We start from the raw sequence: 17,296 nt of genomic DNA, 5'->3' as shown, positions 1-17,296 counted from the left end.
CCGGCCGATGGTCTTCACGGGCTCCAGCGCCGCCATCTCCCACACCGGGAAGGTGCGCTCGAACAACCAGGACTCCGGCTACTCCGGGTCGAACCTGTTCGTCGTCGCCGACGGGATGGGCGGGCACGCCGGCGGCGACGTCGCGTCCGCCGTCGCCATCCAGAAGATCGCGCCGCTCGACCAGGTGTACGACTCGCCCGCCGAGGCGGAACGGGCCCTCACCTCGACGATCTCGTCGACGGCGGGCGACCTCATCCAGATCGCCTCCAAGCGCCCCGAGCTCGCGGGCCTCGGAACGACCGTCTCGTCGATCGTCATGGTCGACGACTACGCCGTCATCGCGCACATCGGCGACTCGCGCATCTACCTGTTCCGCGACGACGAGCTCACGCAGATCACGACCGACCACACCTTCGTGCAGCGGCTCGTCGACTCCGGGCGGATCACGCCGGAGGAGGCCCGCTACCACCCGCGGCGCTCCGTCCTCATGCGCGTGCTGGGCGACATGGACGCCCATCCCGAGGTCGACTCGTTCATCATGCCGACCCACGAGGGCGACCGCTGGCTGCTCTGCTCGGACGGCCTCTCCGGCGTCGTCGACGAGGCGCACATCGAGAAGGCCATGCGGCAGGGATACGCGCCCGGCCGCACCGCCGACATCCTTCTGAAGAACGCGCTCGACGGCGGGGCACCCGACAACGTCACGATCGTCATCGTCGACGTCGGCGGCCAGCACCCCCTCTACACGGGCACGCCCACGATCGTGGGGTCGGCGTCGACGGGCGGCGTCGAGGTGCCGGCCGCCCGCAGCGTGCTGCCCACGAGCTGGTTCCACCCGAACCGCGCCGCCGCGAACGAGCCATCGCACTTCGAGCCGGAGCCGGAGTACCTGCAGGAGCTCATCGCGGAGGACAGGCGACGTCGCCGCCGACGCCGTCTCGGCGCCATCGGAGGGCTGCTGCTCCTCATCGCGGCGGTGGCCGGGGGTCTCGCCCTCTTCTTCAACTGGACGCAGACGCGCTACTACGTCGGCGCCGACGAGGACTCGGTGGTCATCTACCAGGGCATCCAGCAGTCGCTCGGCCCGATCTCGCTCTCCGAGGTGCACGACGACACCGACGTGCTGCTCGCCGACCTGCCGCAGGCCTACCGCACCCAGGTCGAGCGCACGATCTCGGCCCGCTCGCTCGCCGACGCCGAGGCGATCGTGGAGCGGCTGCGCTCGTACCAGCTCGAGCCGGGCGAGGTCGACGAGACGCTCGACGACGCCGAGGACGAGGCGGAGGACCTCTCGACGCCCGCGCCCACGACGACTCCGACCCCGAGCCCCACCGCGACCCCGGAGGGCGAGGGATGACCGCCGCCGACACCCAGATCCAGAAGGCGCTCCGCCGGGTGCGACGGCCGCAGCCGCTGCGCAACCGCGAGCTGCTGCTCCTGCTGTTCGCCTTCGCGCTGTCCGCCGGCGCCGTCGTCCTCGTGCAGTTCGGCGCCGTCGACGAGCTGCGTCCTGGCATCCTCGCGGGGATGGCCGTGGTCGCGGCGCTCGCGCTCGCGCTGCACGTCGTGCTGCGGATCCGCGCGTCGCAGGCCGATCCCTTCGTGCTGCCGATCGCCACCCTGCTGTCGGGGCTCGGGATCGCCATGATCCACCGGATCGACCTGTACAACGAGACGGTCGACCGCGGCATCGCGGCGCCGAGCCAGATCGCCTACTCGGCGATCTCCATCGCGCTCGCCATCGTGCTCGTCTGGTCGCTCGTGAACTACCGCGTGCTCTTCCGCTACACCTACGTCTTCGGCTTCACGGGCATCCTGCTCCTCGTGCTGCCGTTCGTCCCGTTCCTCAACGGCGGCGGGAACGCGGTCGTGTGGATCAACGTGTTCGGGTTCAACTTCCAGCCCGGCGAGCTCGCGAAGATCTGCCTCGCGATCTTCTTCGCCGGCTACCTCGTCCGCACGCGCGAGAGCCTCGCGTCGACGGGCACGAAGATCCTCGGCTTCACCTTCCCCCGCGCACGCGAGTTCGGCCCGCTCATCGTCGTGTGGCTCATCTCCATGGCGATCATCGTGCTGCAGCGCGACCTCGGGACGGGCCTGCTCATCTTCGGCATGTTCACGACGACCCTCTACGTCGCGACGGGCAAGACGGGATGGATGCTCACGGGCGTCGTGCTCGCCGTCGGCGGCGCCGTGGGCGCCTCGTTCGTGCTCTCGTACGTGCAGAACCGGTTCGACACCTGGCTCAATGCCTTCGACGAGTCGCTCTACGACGCGACCGACGGCGGCAGCTTCCAGCTCGTCAACGGCATCTTCGGCCTCGCGCACGGCGGCCTGTTCGGCACCGGCCTCGGACAGGGCCGCCCCTACCTCACGCCCGTCTCGCAGAGCGACTACATCTTCCCGAGCCTCGGCGAGGAGATCGGCCTCGTCGGACTGTTCGCGATCCTCTGCCTCTACCTCGTCTTCACCGCCCGCGGTCTGCGGATCGGCGTGCTCGGGCAGGACGACTTCGGCAAGCTGCTCGCGACGGCGCTGTCGTTCACGCTCGCCCTGCAGGTGTTCATCATGGTGGGCGGCGTCACACGGGTCATCCCGCTCACCGGCCTCACCACCCCCTTCCTCGCGGCGGGAGGTTCGTCGCTCGTGTCGAACTGGCTCATCGTCGCCCTCATCCTGCGCATCAGCGACGCGGTGCGCCAGCAGCCCAGGGCGGTGATCGGATGACCAAGGAGTTGCGCAGGCTCGGCATCATGGTGCTGTTCATGTTCCTCTCGCTGTTCGTCGCGACGAGCTGGATCCAGGTCGTCTCGGCGGCCGAGCTCAACGAGAACCCGCTCAACCGGCGCACGCTGTACGACAGCTTCGAGGTGCAGCGCGGATCGATCATCGCCGACGGCACGGAGATCGCCACGTCGACGGCGAGCGACGACATCTACGCGTGGCAGCGGCAGTACGAGAACCCCGACGTCTGGTCGACGATCACGGGCTACATCAACCCCGTCCTGCAGTCGGCCACGGGCCTCGAGCAGGCCATGAACCAGGAGCTCTCCGGCCAGTCGGCCTCCGCCTTCTTCCAGCGCCTCGACCAGATCATCTCGGGGCAGGACCCGCGCGGGTCGAGCATCGAGCTGAGCCTCGACGCCGCCGTGCAGCAGGCCGCGTACGACGGGCTGACGAGCCGCGGATACACGGGCGCGGTGGTCGCGATCGAGCCGTCCACGGGGCGCATCCTCGCGATGGTCTCGACGCCCGGGTACGACACGAACCAGCTCGCGAGCCACGACTCCGACGCGGTGAACACGAGCTACGACGGTCTCCTGCAGGCCGATCCGTCGCCGCTGCAGAACCGGGCCATCGCCGGCGACCTGTACGCGCCCGGCTCGACGTTCAAGCTCGTCGTAGCGTCGGCCGCCATCGCGTCGGGCGACTACACGATGGACTCCACGTTCGACAACGTCGCCTCCTACACGCTCCCCGGCTCCACGCACGTCGTCAGCAACGCCTCGGGCGGCACGTGCGGGTCGGGCGACGAGGTCACCCTCCACGACGCCATCCGACTGTCGTGCAACGTGCCGATGGCCGAGCTGGCCGTGGAGCTCGGCGAGGGCGCCATCCGCGAGGAGGCCGAGAAGTACGGCTTCAACACGAGCTTCGAGACGCCGCTCGTCTCGACGGCGTCGTCGTACCCGAGTCTCGGCGGCGACGACGCGCAGACGGGGCTCACGGGCTTCGGGCAGGGGCAGGTGACCGCGACGCCGCTGCAGATCGCGATGGTGGCGGCGGGCATCGCGAACGACGGCGTGGTCATGAACCCGTGGATGGTCGACGACGTCATCGGCTCCGACCTGTCGGTGCAGCAGACCTACGACCCCACGCAGTTCGGCACGGCGCTCGACGCGGATCTCGCGGATGCCCTCACCGAGGCGATGACGGCGAGCGTCCAGGATGGCGCCGCCACCAATGCAAGAATTGACGGTGTCGACGTGGCCGGGAAGACCGGCACCGCCGAAGGCGACGCCGACGAGCCCTACACGCTCTGGTTCACCGGCTTCGCGCCGGCGGACGACCCGCAGATCGCGGTCGCCGTCGTCGTCGAGGACGGCGGCGGGCAGGGGCAGTCGGGAAGCGGGAACACGATCGCGGCTCCCATCGCGAAGGAAGTCATGGAGGCGGTGCTGGGACGATGAGACCGACACGGGGTGTTTCCTTCGGGGGCCGTTACGAGCTGAACTCGCGCATCGCCATCGGCGGCATGGGCGAGGTGTGGGAGGCGACCGACCACGTCATCGGACGATCGGTCGCGATCAAGATCCTCAAGGACGAGTACATGGGCGACCCCGGGTTCCTCGAGCGCTTCCGCGCCGAGGCCCGCCACGCCGCGCTCGTCAACCACGAGGGCATCGCGAGCGTGTTCGACTACGGCGAGGAGAACGGCTCGGCCTTCCTCGTCATGGAGCTCGTCCCGGGCGAGGCGCTCTCGACCATCCTCGAGCGCGAGGGGGCCCTGCCGCCCGAGCGGACGCTCGACATCACCGCTCAGACGGCCGCCGCGCTGCAGGCCGCCCACGCGGCGGGACTCGTGCACCGCGACATCAAGCCGGGCAACCTGCTCATCACACCCGACGGGCGCGTGAAGATCACCGACTTCGGCATCGCCCGCATCGCCGACCAGGTGCCGCTCACGGCGACCGGGCAGGTCATGGGCACGGTGCAGTACCTGTCGCCCGAGCAGGCGTCCGGTCATCCCGCGAGCCCCGCGACCGACACCTACTCGCTCGGCATCGTCGCGTACGAGTGCCTGGCCGGGAAGCGCCCGTTCACGGGCGAGTCGCAGGTGGCGATCGCGATGGCGCAGATCAACGAGCAGCCGCCTCCGCTGCCCTCCGACATCCCCCAGCCGGTGCAGAACCTCGTCATGGCGATGATCGCGAAGAAGCCGGACGACCGACCTGCGTCGTCGGCCGCCGTCGCGCGCGCCGCCAACGCCCTGCGCCGCGGCGATGTCGCAGCGGCGGCCGCCGCCGTGCCGGCCGTCGCCGCGGGCGCCGCTCTCGCGGACGACGCGTTCACGCAGCTGCTGGGTTCCGGCGACGACCAGACGACACGGCTGCTGAACGCGACGCGCCCCATCCCGTTCGGCGCCGACGGCATCGACGACGCCGAGAGCGAGCCGCCGAAGAAGAAGAAGCAGAGCCCGTGGACGTGGCCTCTCGTCGCGCTCATCGTGCTGCTCGTGCTCGTGCTCGGCGGAACCGTCGCCGCGCTGCTCCTCAACCAGGACGAGCCCGACCCCGTCGAGACGACGTCGAGTGCGTCGACGCCGTCGAGCGAGCCATCGCCGTCGCAGACCCCGACGCAGACCACGCCGACGACCGTCGACGTCAGCGCGCTGGGGCTCGTGGGGCAGACGTGCGACCAGGCGACGGCGACGCTGTCGGAAGCCGGCCTCGTCCCCAGCTGCACCCCCGGCAATGCGGCCTCGTCCGACGATCAGGTCGGCGTCGTCTACGAGGTGAGCCCGCAGGGCAACCAGACGGTCGGCACCGCCATCGCGCTCACGGTGTACGACGCCGTCACGCCCGTCGGCGCCCCCAACTCGCCGACGTTCGTCTACGGCGCGACGACCAACGCCACCGAGATCCCCGAGGGCGCGTCGTTCACGATCACGTGGCCGCCCTTCACGTGCCCGAGCGGGACGGGCAGCCTCGCGGGATACTCGGTCACCCTCGAGAACGCGCAGTTCGCCGACAACGGCAGCACGACGCGCGACTTCCTCCCCGGCGAGACCGACGCCGCCCTCACCGTGACGGGCGGTCTCGGCAGCTACATCAGCGCGAGCTACATCGCGCAGTGCGAGGGCGAGGACGGCACCGTGCGCGACTCCGATCCGTCGGCGCTCACCACGGCGCAGATCGTGTCGTCGACGCCCGAGACCCCCGAACCCACCGAGACGCCGTCGGGCAACTCCGGGAACTCGGGCAACTCCGGCAACGGCTCGTCGTCGTCGGACGGAGCATCCGGGGAGTGAGCCCCGGCTCGCGACTCGACGTTCAGGGGCGCGGGCTAGGCTGACCTGTCCGTGTCATCAGGGGGGACATCCGTGCAGGACGAGAAGCGCGTGCTCAACGAGCGCTATCGCGTCGACGATCTCATCGGCCGCGGCGGGATGGCGAGCGTCTACCGCGGATACGACGAGAAGCTCGGCCGCGAGGTCGCCATCAAGGTCCTCGAGAAGGACCTCGCGAGCGACAGCACGTTCCGCACCCGCTTCCGGCTCGAGGCGCAGGCGGCCTCGCGGATGGCCCACTCCTCGATCGTGCGCGTCTTCGACGCCGGCGAGGACACCGAGACCGACGCCGTCGGCGGCACCCGCCCCGTCCCGTTCATCGTCATGGAGCTCGTCACCGGAACGCTCCTGAAGGACATCGCGGCGCGCGGTCCGGTGCCTCCGAAGGAGGCCGTGCGCTACGTCGACGGCATCCTCGAGGCGCTCGAGTACTCGCACCGGGCAGGCGTCATCCACCGCGACATCAAGCCGGGCAACGTCATGGTGACCGACTCCGGTCAGGTCAAGGTCATGGACTTCGGCATCGCACGCGCCGTGTCCGACTCCTCGTCGACCGTCGCGCAGACGACGGCCATCCTCGGCACGGCCGCGTACTTCTCCCCCGAGCAGGCGAAGGGCGACCCCGTCGACGCGCGCGCCGACCTCTACTCCGCGGGGATCGTGCTGTACGAGCTGCTGACGGGCCGCCCGCCGTTCCGCGGCGACTCCCCCGTCGCCGTCGCCTACCAGCACGTCAGCGAGACGCCGACGCCGCCCACGGCGGCGAACCCCGCGCTTCCCCGCACCCTCGACCTCGTCGTGCTGCGCGCGCTCGCGAAGGACCCCGAGCAGCGCTACCCCGACGCCGCACGTTTCCGCGAGGCGCTCGACGCGGCTCTCGACGGCCCGGCGCCGACCAAGCGCCAGCTCGACACCCTCACGAACGAGCTCTTCGGCCCCTCGCCCCGGCAGGCGCAGGAGACCGCACGCACCCTCGAGCAGCTCGCGAGCGACACGACGATGTCGCGCACGCAGTCGGGCCCGCCCGTCGTCTGGATCTGGTCGGCGGTCGCCCTCATCGCCGTCCTCCTCATCGCCCTCGTGTTCTGGGTCGCGCGGATCCAGCCGTGGAACATCGTCCCGGCGGACGCGCGCGTCGTCCCCGACGTGGCGGGCATGACCTGGGAGCGCGCCGTGCAGGAGCTCGAGGCCGACGACCTCGTCCCGGTGCGCGTCGACGTGCCGAACGCAGAGGTCGAGGAGGGCGTCGTGGTCGACACCGATCCCGCCGACGGCGTCGCCGTGACCCCGGATCAGGAGATCGAGGTGCACGTGTCGGAGGGACCCGAGGTCGCCTCCGTGCCGGCGCTCGTGGGTCTCACCGAGTCTGAGGCGCGCGCCGCCCTCTCCGATGCCGGGCTCGCGCTGGGCGCCATCCTGCCGGTGGACGACGCCGAGAGCGCGGAGGACACCGTCCTCGCCGCGCACGCGGGCACCGACGAGCTCGACGAGGGAGACGAGCTGCCGGCCGGCACGGCCGTCGACCTCGAGGTGGCGACGGGCCGGGTGAAGCTCGACGACCTCACCGGGTTCTCGCTCACCGCCGCCCAGAGCGCCGTGGAGAGCCTGGGGCTCACCCCCAAGGTCGTCGAGGACCCGAACTGCACGCAGCCGGGCGTCATCTCCCAGTCGGCGATCGGGTCGGTCCCGATCTCGTCGACGATCTCGCTGCGCGTGTGCACGGGCGAGGAGGCGACGCCGTCGCCCACCCCGAGCCCGACGACGACCGTGTCGACCGAGGCGAACTGACGCGGTTCGGAGCCCCCGCGGCACCCCTGTAGAATCGCGGGCATGGCACGAGCATCCCAGGGCGAAGAACCCGTCGAGCGCAGCGAGAGCACGAAGGGCCCGAACCCCGTCTGGTTCAAGCCGGTCATGGTGGCGTTCATGCTCATCGGCCTGGTGTGGATCCTCGTCTTCTACCTCTCCGGCATGGCGTTCCCCATCCCGGACATCGGCGCGTGGAACCTCGTCATCGGGTTCGGGATCGCCTTCATCGGATTCCTCATGACCACGCAGTGGCGCTGACGCCGCTCCCGTTCACGACGAAGCCCGCCTCCTCGGAGGCGGGCTTCGTCGTGTCGCGGCGGATCAGCGGTCGGAGGCGGTCGTCGACCCCTGGTCGTCGACGGCCTTCAGCCCGATGAACTTCATCCGGTCCTCGCCGTAGAAGCACGACTGCAGCGCGAGATCGCCGCCGAGCCCGACGAGGTCGGCCGTCGACGACCAGATCTTCGAGGTGTACCGGATGTCGACGATCTCGTACACCGTGTCATCGCCCTCGACCTGGATCCGCTGCCCGACCTCCCACGGCAGGATGACGTCACCGCCGCAGTTGTTGTGCGCAGCCCACACGGGCGGGACTCCCTCGCGCTCGTACGACAGCATCTCGGTGAAGGTGCCATCGCAGTAGTCCAGCTCGGTCTGCCCGCCCGAGACCCCGAGCTTCACGGTCGGAAGCTCCTCGAAGACCTGCTCCTGGACCTGCTGCACCTTCTCGGCGAAGCCGACCTTGATCGTCCCGTACGCCTGCTCCACCGCCTGCGGCGCGAACAGCGTACCCGCGCCGAGCGCGACACCGCCCGCGAGCAGGAGGACGCCGAACACGGTGATGACGGCGTTCCATGCGCCGCGCCGCCGCTTCGCCGCGCCGCGGCGGCCGGAGCGGTCACGGCGCGAGGCCGGCGGCTCGGGCTCCGCCTCGGTCATCAGCCGCTGGATGTCGTCGGTCATCGCGGGTCCTTTCACGATTCGAGGCCGAGCATACGCCACGCATATGGACGCCATCAGGGGGTGACCCGCCCCGTCGCGGCGGACGGCGGTCGAATGACAGCCGTGTGATTCATCCCCAGGACGACCCACACCTGTGAATAACAGTCGTGTAATTCATCCCCAATGGGGATAAGCCTGTGGATAACCCGGTGGAGAAGTGCCGTTTCGCGGTGGAGAACGCCGTGGACGGCCGGTGGAGAACGGGAGGTTAACCGTGGACAAACCCTCCCACCCTGTGGAGGGCATGTGGATAACCCGGACCCCGCCGGCGTCGAAGACGGGTCAGGTGAAGACGGGGAATCCCAGCAGCGGCGGCACGGCGAAGAGCGCGAGGAGTCCGACGAGCACGAGGACGAGCAGGCCGATCTGGAGACCCCGCTGGTCGCGGCCGCTGGTCCGCGCGAGCACGAGCCCCACGACGAGACCGGTGACGAGACCGCCCACGTGCGCCTGCCAGGAGACGTTGAAGCCCGGGACGAACCCGAGCACCAGGTTGATGCCGAGCACGACGAGGATGCCCCGGATGTCGCCGCCGAGGCGACGACCGATGACGAGCAGGGCGCCGAGGAGCCCGAAGAGCGCGCCGGAAGCGCCCACGACGGCGCTGTCGAACGCGAGGACGGCCACGGCCGCGGAGCCGCCGATGGTCGACAGCACGTAGAGGGCGAGGAATCGCCAGCTGCCGACGACGGGCTCGAGCACGCGCGCGATCATCCACAGCGACAGCAGGTTGAGGCCGATGTGCCAGATCTGCCCGTGGACGAGTGCGACCGTGACGATGCGCCACGGCTCGAAGGCGCCGAACTGCGGGTACAGGTACGGCGCGAAGAACATGAGCGAGCCCGTGACGTCGAACGCGGGCAGCGCGTACCGCTGGACCATCTGCAGGAGGAAGACGGCCGCCGTGAGGCCGGCGATCCATCCCATGACGCGCGGGCGGCCGCCCGCGACGGCGACCGCCCCGCCCCCGCGCCAGCGCCGCTCGGCGCGCTTCTGCGCCGTCGTGCGGTTCTTGCGCTGCTCCTTCATGCACTCCGGGCAGATGACGCCGACGGGGCCCTGCGTCTGGCACTCGGCGCAGATCGTGCGCAGGCATCGCTGGCAGAGCACGAAGCTCTGCCGCGACGGGTGCCGGTAGCAGTAGTCGTCGGCGTTGCGGGGGCGGTCGGCCGTCGTCACGCTGTCGGCGGTGTCAGACGGCGACGACGTCGATCGACGTGATGACGACGTCGTCGACGGGGCGGTCGCCGCGCCCGGTGGGCACGCCCTCGATGGCGTCGACGACGGCCTTCGACGCGTCGTCGGCGACCTCTCCGAAGATCGTGTGCTTGCCGTTGAGGTGCGGGGTGGGAACGGTCGTGATGAAGAACTGCGAGCCGTTCGTGCCGCTCAGCTGGCCCGTGATCGCGTTGGGGCGCTTGCCGGCGTTCGCCATGGCGAGGAGGTAGGGGGTGCCGAAGGCGAGCTCGGGGTGGATCTCGTCGTCGAACGTGTAGCCGGGGCCGCCCACGCCCTGCCCGAGCGGGTCGCCGCCCTGGATCATGAAGTTGCTGATGATGCGGTGGAAGATGACGTCCTTGTAGAGCGGGCCCTCGCCCGCCGCACCCGTGCGCGGGTCGGTCCAGTCGGCCGAGCCGTCTGCGAGGCCGATGAAGTTCTGCACCGTCTTGGGTGCGTGGTCGCCGAAGAGGTTGACGACGATGTCGCCGTGGTTCGTGTGGATGGTCGCGACGGCGGTGTGCTGAGTCATGGGCACATTCTCTCAGAGTCCGCAAGACCCGGGCTGATCGCGAAGTCGATCTGGCAGGATGGTCGAAAGCAGACCCCATCGACGCGGGAGGGCACACGTGAGCCTCGATCTCAGCAGGAAGCAGAAGAAGGAGCTCAAGAAGCTCCAGCAGTCCGCGGCGCAGCTCTGGGAGGCGCAGCAGGTCGTCGCCCATGGCGCAGCCGACGTCGCGCGAGAGGCCGGGCGCCAGCTCGAGGTCTTCGGCCGCAAGCAGGTCGCCCCCGCCGTCGAGGGCGGCTACCACGAGTACGTCGAGCCGTACGTCGACAAGGCGCGGCCGTACGTCGACAAGGGCGTGAAGGCGTCGAGGAAGTTCGTCGACAGCTCGGTCGTCCCCGTCGCGGGCGCCGTCGTCGGCAAGGCCCTCTCCGCCTGGGACGTCGCCAACGAGACGCGCATCAAGCTCGCGCGCTCGCGCGCCGGCCTCCCCGCCGTCGCGCCCAAGAAGTCGTCGAGCGCCGGCCCCGTCATCGCGCTCATCCTCGGCATCGCGGCCGCCGCCGGCGTGCTCTACGCCGCGTGGCAGACCCTGCGCGCCGACGACGAGCTGTGGGTGGCCGACGACCCGCTCGCGGCACCCGACGCCTGACGCCTGACCGACTTTTCTCGGCCAACGGACATCCGTTCGTCGAGACCGCAGGGAATTGCACGTCATCCGATGCGGTTTCGACGAACGGATGTCCTTTTGCGCGTTCACGGGGACGGCCAGCGGACGGTCAAGGGCTCTGGGAGAGGATGAGGGGATGACGGACAGCGGCGGCAGCACGGACAGCGGCGGCAGCACGGACAACGGCGGCAGCACGGACGGACGCGGCAGCACGGCGGAGGCGACCAGGCGCGTACGGGAGGCGGCGGCCGAGCGCGGGCTTGAGATCGACGTGCAGGCGTCGCCGCGGGCATCCTCCCTCGAGGAGGCCGCGGCGCTGCGCGGCATCGAGCCGTCCGACATCGTGAAGACGCTCGTCGTGAAGGGCAAGGGCGAGCAGTACTACTTCGCCCTCGTTCCGGGCGACCGGTCGATCTCGTGGGGCAAGCTGCGGAGCGTCGTGGGCGTGAACAAGCTGCGCCTTCCGGAAGCACCGCTCGCCCTCGCGGCGACGGGATATGAACGGGGCACGATCGTGCCGCTCGGCTCGACGACCGACTGGCCGGTGTACGCCGACGAGCGCATCCTCGGCAGGCGCGTGTCGATGGGCGCCGGCGCGCACGGGTACACGCTCTTCGTCGATGCGGAGGCGCTCGTCGCCGCCTACGGCGCGACCGTCGCCGACATCACGGAGCCGATCGACGCCATCCGCTGACCCCGGACGGCCGACCGGCCAGGAACCCGCGCCCGAGGATCAGCGCCCGAGGATCGTCGCCAGGCGGTCGACCGCGAAGCCGTATCCCTGCACGCCCGCGCCCACGATGACGCAGCTCGCGACATCGGACAGGTACGAGTGGTGCCGGAACGGCTCGCGCGCGTGCACGTTCGAGATGTGCACCTCGGCGAACGGCAGGTGCACGCCCGTCAGGGCGTCGCGCAGGGCGACCGAAGTGTGAGTGAACGCCCCCGGGTTGATGACGACGGCATCGCAGTCGGCGCGCGCGGCGTGGATGGCATCGATGAGCACGCCCTCGTGATTGCTCTGCACGGCGCGCACGGCGAACCCGCGGGCGGCCGCCGCGCCCTCGACGAGCGCGACGACGTCGTCGAGGGTGTCGGAGCCGTAGATCTCGGGCTCGCGGGTGCCGAGCAGATTGAGGTTCGGCCCGTTGACGAGCAGGATGCGGTCGTTCACGATGGTCCTTCCGGTCACGCGAGCCCCGCCATCCGCAGGGCGACGTCGACGAGCGAGACCCGCTCGATCGACCGCACCCGGGAGAGGGGGATCCATTCGGCCATGTCGGTGGAGCCGTCGATCTCGTAGGCGAGCGAACCGCCCGTGATCTCGGCGCGGTACACGATGCGCAGGCCCTGCTGGTCGCCCGTTCCGGAGAGGCGGCGGCGCGCCGGGATGACGATCGAGTCGACGCCGAGGATCTCGCCGACCGCGACGTCGTAGCCGGTCTCCTCCTTCACCTCGCGTCGGCACGTGCGCTCGGGGTGCTCGCCGGGATCCATGCCGCCGCCGGGAAGCGTCCAGGCAGGCTTCGCGCCCTCGATCCAGCGCGACAGCAGCACGCGCTCGTCGCCGTCGACGATGACGGCGTAGGCGGCGACTCGCAGGTCCATGACGTCAGCCTAGTGACCGGAGCCGTCGTCGCCACGGGGCGGCACGGGCACGAGGACGCCCGTGCCCGCCGCCGCGCGCGGGCGCGCCGTCGTGCGCACGCGCATCCGCACGCCGCCGAGCGTCGTGCGCAGCGGGGAGCCGACGAACAGGCCGAGGGTCGCCCCCGCGGCGAGCGCGACGCCGATCATGGCCGCCGACACGAGACCCTGGGTCGCGACGATGAGCTCGCCCGTGTCGCCTCCCGCCTCCACCATCCCCAGGAGCCCCCGGAACAGCGCCGAACCCGGCACGAGCGGCACGATCGCCGCGGTCGTGACGGCGACGGACGGCACCCGCAGCGGCTGCGCGATGAGACCGCCCACGAGGCTCGCCGCGAACGCCCCCACGAAGCTCGCGGAGGCGGCGTCGACCCCGGCCTGCGCCGGCACGGCGTAGCCGATCCACGCGATGAAGCCGAGGCCGGCGCTCACGAGGATGATCCGCAGCCCCGCCCCGTTCATGACGGCGACCGTCACGGCGACGATGACCGCGCCGGAGATCTGCCCCGCGAGCGTGCCGAACGGGAGCGCCTCGCTCGGCAGGTCCATCCCCACGCCCAGCGCCGTCGAGAGCTGCAGGCCGACGACGATGCCGAGAACGACGCCGAGCGTCTGCAGGGTGAGCTCGAGGATGCGCCCTCCTGCCGTCAGGGCGAAGCCGTCGATCGCGTCCTGCGCGGCGCCCACGACGGCGAGCCCCGCGAGCATGAGGACGATGCCGGAGGACACGACGATGGTGGGGCGCACGTCGGCGAAGGCCTGCACGCCGATGCGCCCGAGCAGCGCCGTCGCGACCGTGATCGCCGTGAGCACGAACGCGCCGACGATCTGGCTGAAGAACATGGGGACCCTCAGCCGTGCGAGCCCGAGCTGCGCGCCCGCCACGCCGAGCGCGGCGACGAACGTCACGGCGAGGATGGTCCAGGACGCGCCGAACATGAGGCCGACGCCGACCGCGAGCAGCGCCTGGACGAACACGACGACGCTCGGCTGGTAGAGGAACGGCGTGCGGCGGATGGCCCGGAACCGCGCCCGGGCGTCGGAGAGCTCGAGGCCCTCCTCGATCTCGGTGACGAGCGCCTGCAGCCGCTGCAGCTTCGCATGGTCGGGCACGGCCGACCGCACCACCTGCATGAGCGTGATGGGCCGGTCGTCCCCCCCGCGGTGGTCGGACACCGTCACGGAGTTGTACGTCACGTCCACGTGCACGCTCTTCAAGCCGTACGCGCGCGTGATGCGCAGCGCCGCGAGGACGACCTCCTTCGCGGAGGCGCCGACCGAGAGCATGACCTCCGCGATGCGCATGGCGAGGTCGATGATGCGCACCGCCATGGCGTCGTCGACGACGGCGAGCAGCTCGGTCGGCGCCGCCGTGGCGGGATCCGACCACACCGCCCGCCGGACGCTCTCGATCACCCGCCGTCTCCGGTCCTGCACCATGGATCCATCCTCGCCGATGGCGGGCTCCGGGTGGGTGCGGCACCCGGAGCCCGCCATCGCTCGGCCGTCTGCGCTACTCGCTGCGCAGGCGCGCCTCGCCGGCGGTGACGGCGACCGACACCTCGCGGGGAGAGGAGGACGACTCCTCGAGGCCGTTGTCGAACGTGCCGGCGGTGACCTCCGACTCGACCGCGTACGAGGCGGCGGGGAGGACGAGGTCGAGGTGGCCGGCGCTCACCTCGACCGACACCTCGGATGGGGCATCGCCCGTCAGCTCGGCGTCGAGGCGGCCGGCGGCGACGCGGAGGTCGGCCTCGCGCACATCGGCGAGCGCCACCTCGGCCCGCCCGGCGCTCAGGTCGACGTCGACGGCGCGCGCGGCCCCCTGCAGGCTGAGGAAGCCGGCCGCCACCTCGACGTCGACCTCGCCGAACACGCCATCGGCGGAGAGGGACCCGCTCGACAGCCGCAGGTCGGCGTCGAGACCCGCGTCGCGCAGCCGCTCGGGCAGCGTGAGCACGACCGTCTCGTCCGACTCGAAGACGTCGCCGTCGAACCAGTCGCCGCCGAGCCACCACCCTCCGAAGTCGCGGCGCTCGACGCGCAGCTCGTCCTCGTCGCGCGCGAGGCGCCATCCGCCCTGGGAATCGACGACCTCGAGCACGGCGTCGTCGACGTCGCCGTAGACGATCGAGAACGACGAGGCCGTCGAGTCGATCTCGAGGGCCGTGACGCCGGAGACGTCGGCGGTCTGCACGTCGTCGGAGGCGGATCCTCCCACGATCGCCGAGACGCCGATGCCGGCGGCGGTGCCCAGCAGGGCGAGGCCGCCGACGACGGCCGTGACGATCGCGACGGCCTTCGGCGCCGACGACGCGGGCTGCTGCGGCGCGGCCTGCTGCGGCGGAGCCGGCGGACGGGGAGGGATGTTCTGCGGGGTGGGAGTGCTCATCGTGTCGTTCCTGTCTGCGGCGAGCCGCCGGCGTTCTCGATGTGGGCGAGGGCCGCGAGCACGCGGCGGTTGCCCGATTCGTCCGGCTCGAGGCCGAGCTTCTGGAAGATGGCGGTGACGTACTTCTCGACGCTCGCCTCGGAGACGAACAGCACCGCGGCGATCGCGTGGTTCGACTTGCCCTCCGCGATGAGTGCGAGCGTCTGGCGCTCGCGCTCGGTGAGCCGCGTCATGCGCTCGTCGCGGATGCGCCGGCTCAGCAGCTGTGCGACGACCTCGGGGTCGAGCACGGTCGCACCCTGGGCGATGCGATCGACCGACTCGAGGAAGTCGGCGACGTCGGCGACGCGGTCCTTCAGCAGGTAGCCGAGCGCGGCGCCCTGCGCGGCGATGAGGTCGCTCGCATAGCGCTCCTCGACGTACTGCGAGAGCACGAGCACCGCGAGCTCGGGATGCGCGCGGCGCAGGTCGAGCGCCGCACGGATGCCCTCGTCGGTGAAGGTGGGAGGGAGGCGCACGTCGAGGATGCACAGGTCTGGGCGCTCGGCCGCGACCGTATCGGCGAGCTCGCCGGCATCGGGGAGCGCTGCGGCGATCTCGTGCCCGGCGTCCTCGAGGAGGCGCACGAGGCCCTCGCGGAGGAGGACGGAGTCCTCGCAGATCAGGATGCGCACGGGACGCTCACCTCCAGGGCGGTCGGGCCGCCGTTCGGGCTGTCGAGGCGGACGGTCCCGCCCGCCGACAGGATGCGGTTGGAGATGCCGTCGAGGCCGCCGCCGGGGATGACGCGGGCACCGCCGACGCCGTTGTCCTCGACGCGCGCCCACAGGCTGCCGTCGTCGCGCCGGCGGACGACGACCCGGCACTCCGCGGCACGCGAGTGCTTCGCGGCGTTCGTGAGCGACTCGGCGATGGCGAAGTACACGGCGGCCTCCGCCTCTCGACTGCACCGGCCGTCGATCCGCACGTCGAGGTGCACGGGGATGTGGGAGCGGCCGGCGAGGGCCGACAGGGCGGCGTCGAGACCGCGGTCGTCGAGGACAGACGCGTGGATGCCGCGGGCCAGCTGGCGGAGCTCGGTGATCGCGGCCTTCGTGGAGGTGTGCGCCTCCGCGACGAGCGCCTTCGCCGCGGCAGGATCGCTGTCGATCTTCTGCTGCGCGAGGCCGAGCGTCATGCCCACCGACACGAGGCGGGGCTGGACGCCGTCGTGGAGGTCGCGCTCGATGCGCGTGCGCTCCACCTCGGATGCCCGCACGGCGCCGGCGCGCTGCGCGTCGGAGGTACGTACCTGCGCGACCAGCTGCTCCTCGCGGGACGGCACGACGATGGCGCGGCTCAGCACGCCGTGCAGGAGCGCGAGACCGACGATGCCGGCGAGCGAGACGATGAGGCCGACGACTCCGGCGACGGGCGCCCAGGCGACGGCGATCTCGAGGCCGAGGAAGCCGCGCACGGTGTCGTCGGCGAAGAGCGGCGCGAACGCGAGCACGACGCTCCAGACGGCGGCGCGGAAGAGCGCGATGACGATGGCGCCGAGGAGGGTCGCGATCGCGAGGTTCGCGATCGCGCGCCACTGGCGGCCGTCGATCACCTGCCGCAGAAGCGTGCGGAGCCATCCGCCGAAGCCGGGGGCGACGCGCTCGCGCCAGCGCAGCGGGGGGATCCCGAACCCGTACAGGCCCTCGACGCGGGCCGTCTCGAGCCACGCGACGCCGAACAGCGCGTAGACGAAGCCGACGAGCAGGACGAGGCCGAACCCGAGGACGAAGAGCAGGCCGACGCCGAAGCCGAGGAGGCCGGCGAGGGCCGAGAAGGCGAGGGCGCCGAGGAAGCCGAGCGCCGCGAGATGGACGACGGCCCCGGCGACGCGGAGCGGCGACGACGTCCGGACGGGCGTCGGCGCGGTGAGCTGTGCGGTCATGTCCTCCACGCTAGGGCGGGGGCGTCCGACGGACAGCGGGGGATTCCGGAGGCGTG

The 17,296-nt window shown here is 71.2% G+C and carries 17 protein-coding genes; 8 read left to right on the top strand and 9 right to left on the bottom strand.

Annotated elements, in window-relative coordinates:
- The first annotated feature begins 7 nt into the window (after nt 1-7).
- Genes ACWGPF_RS07895 through ACWGPF_RS07870 form a run of 6 tightly spaced genes read left to right on the top strand, consistent with a single transcriptional unit; the run spans nt 8 to nt 8,137 of the window.
- Nucleotides 8-1,357 carry a PP2C family protein-serine/threonine phosphatase gene (locus tag ACWGPF_RS07895; RefSeq protein ID WP_345437892.1) on the top strand — a complete coding sequence of 450 codons (1,350 nt, stop codon included), beginning with the start codon at nt 8-10 and terminating at the stop codon, nt 1,355-1,357.
- Nucleotides 1,354-2,727 (top strand): FtsW/RodA/SpoVE family cell cycle protein, encoded by a 1,374-nt coding sequence (locus tag ACWGPF_RS07890; protein WP_452332307.1) that lies wholly within the window; start codon nt 1,354-1,356, stop codon nt 2,725-2,727. Before ACWGPF_RS07895 ends, ACWGPF_RS07890 begins: the two co-directional genes overlap by 4 nt.
- Entirely contained in the window at nt 2,724-4,190 is a 1,467-nt protein-coding gene (locus tag ACWGPF_RS07885; protein ID WP_452332306.1) for a peptidoglycan D,D-transpeptidase FtsI family protein, read from the top strand. Before ACWGPF_RS07890 ends, ACWGPF_RS07885 begins: the two co-directional genes overlap by 4 nt.
- Entirely contained in the window at nt 4,187-6,031 is a 1,845-nt protein-coding gene (locus tag ACWGPF_RS07880) for a serine/threonine protein kinase (protein ID WP_452332305.1), read from the top strand. The genes ACWGPF_RS07885 and ACWGPF_RS07880 overlap by 4 nt, the downstream gene beginning before the upstream one ends.
- 51 nt (nt 6,032-6,082) lie before the next feature.
- The gene (pknB, locus tag ACWGPF_RS07875; protein WP_452332304.1) at nt 6,083-7,858 is read left to right on the top strand and encodes a Stk1 family PASTA domain-containing Ser/Thr kinase; all 1,776 of its coding nucleotides are present in this window, start codon (nt 6,083-6,085) and stop codon (nt 7,856-7,858) included.
- A 42-nt stretch (nt 7,859-7,900) separates the two neighbouring features.
- Entirely contained in the window at nt 7,901-8,137 is a 237-nt protein-coding gene (locus ACWGPF_RS07870) for a cell division protein CrgA (protein WP_452332303.1), read from the top strand.
- 63 nt (nt 8,138-8,200) lie between these two features.
- On the opposite strand, the gene ACWGPF_RS07865 is transcribed toward ACWGPF_RS07870, so the two are convergent.
- From ACWGPF_RS07865 to ACWGPF_RS07855, 3 genes are all read right to left on the bottom strand, one after another.
- A complete protein-coding gene (locus ACWGPF_RS07865; protein WP_452332302.1) occupies nt 8,201-8,842 on the bottom strand; it encodes a hypothetical protein in 642 nt (213 codons plus the stop codon).
- Between the two features lie 321 nt (nt 8,843-9,163).
- The gene (locus ACWGPF_RS07860) at nt 9,164-10,060 is read right to left on the bottom strand and encodes a rhomboid family intramembrane serine protease (RefSeq protein WP_345437878.1); all 897 of its coding nucleotides are present in this window, start codon (nt 10,058-10,060) and stop codon (nt 9,164-9,166) included.
- A gap of 13 nt (nt 10,061-10,073) precedes the next feature.
- Nucleotides 10,074-10,631, bottom strand: coding sequence for a peptidylprolyl isomerase (locus ACWGPF_RS07855; protein WP_452332301.1), 558 nt, complete (start codon nt 10,629-10,631; stop codon nt 10,074-10,076).
- Between the two features lie 97 nt (nt 10,632-10,728).
- Here ACWGPF_RS07855 and ACWGPF_RS07850 point away from each other — a divergent pair, with 97 nt between their 5' ends.
- Both ACWGPF_RS07850 and ACWGPF_RS07845 read left to right on the top strand, forming a co-directional pair.
- Nucleotides 10,729-11,259 carry a DNA helicase gene (locus ACWGPF_RS07850; protein ID WP_452332300.1) on the top strand — a complete coding sequence of 177 codons (531 nt, stop codon included), beginning with the start codon at nt 10,729-10,731 and terminating at the stop codon, nt 11,257-11,259.
- Nucleotides 11,260-11,413: 154 nt separating this feature from the next.
- Nucleotides 11,414-11,971: an aminoacyl-tRNA deacylase gene (locus tag ACWGPF_RS07845; protein WP_452332299.1), complete on the top strand. Its 558-nt coding sequence runs from the start codon at nt 11,414-11,416 to the stop codon at nt 11,969-11,971.
- Nucleotides 11,972-12,010: 39 nt separating this feature from the next.
- Here ACWGPF_RS07845 and aroQ read toward each other — a convergent pair whose 3' ends face one another.
- The 6 genes from aroQ to ACWGPF_RS07815 all read right to left on the bottom strand — a co-directional run bounded on the left by aroQ (nt 12,011) and on the right by ACWGPF_RS07815 (nt 17,240).
- Complete coding sequence (aroQ, locus tag ACWGPF_RS07840; RefSeq protein ID WP_452332298.1) at nt 12,011-12,451, bottom strand: type II 3-dehydroquinate dehydratase; 441 nt, start codon at nt 12,449-12,451, stop codon at nt 12,011-12,013.
- A gap of 14 nt (nt 12,452-12,465) precedes the next feature.
- Nucleotides 12,466-12,885, bottom strand: a complete 420-nt coding sequence (locus tag ACWGPF_RS07835) for an NUDIX hydrolase (protein ID WP_452332297.1) — start codon at nt 12,883-12,885, stop codon at nt 12,466-12,468.
- A gap of 9 nt (nt 12,886-12,894) precedes the next feature.
- The gene (locus ACWGPF_RS07830; protein WP_452332296.1) at nt 12,895-14,364 is read right to left on the bottom strand and encodes a threonine/serine ThrE exporter family protein; all 1,470 of its coding nucleotides are present in this window, start codon (nt 14,362-14,364) and stop codon (nt 12,895-12,897) included.
- Nucleotides 14,365-14,437: 73 nt separating this feature from the next.
- A complete protein-coding gene (locus tag ACWGPF_RS07825) occupies nt 14,438-15,316 on the bottom strand; it encodes a hypothetical protein (RefSeq protein WP_452332295.1) in 879 nt (292 codons plus the stop codon).
- Nucleotides 15,313-15,990: a response regulator gene (locus tag ACWGPF_RS07820; protein ID WP_452332294.1), complete on the bottom strand. Its 678-nt coding sequence runs from the start codon at nt 15,988-15,990 to the stop codon at nt 15,313-15,315. The genes ACWGPF_RS07825 and ACWGPF_RS07820 overlap by 4 nt, the downstream gene beginning before the upstream one ends.
- Nucleotides 15,978-17,240 (bottom strand): histidine kinase, encoded by a 1,263-nt coding sequence (locus tag ACWGPF_RS07815; protein ID WP_452332293.1) that lies wholly within the window; start codon nt 17,238-17,240, stop codon nt 15,978-15,980. Before ACWGPF_RS07815 ends, ACWGPF_RS07820 begins: the two co-directional genes overlap by 13 nt.
- Between the last annotated feature and the right edge of the window lie 56 nt (nt 17,241-17,296).

This window comes from Microbacterium sp. NPDC055683, assembly GCF_053617895.1.
This window is presented reverse-complemented; position numbering and strand designations above follow the sequence as displayed.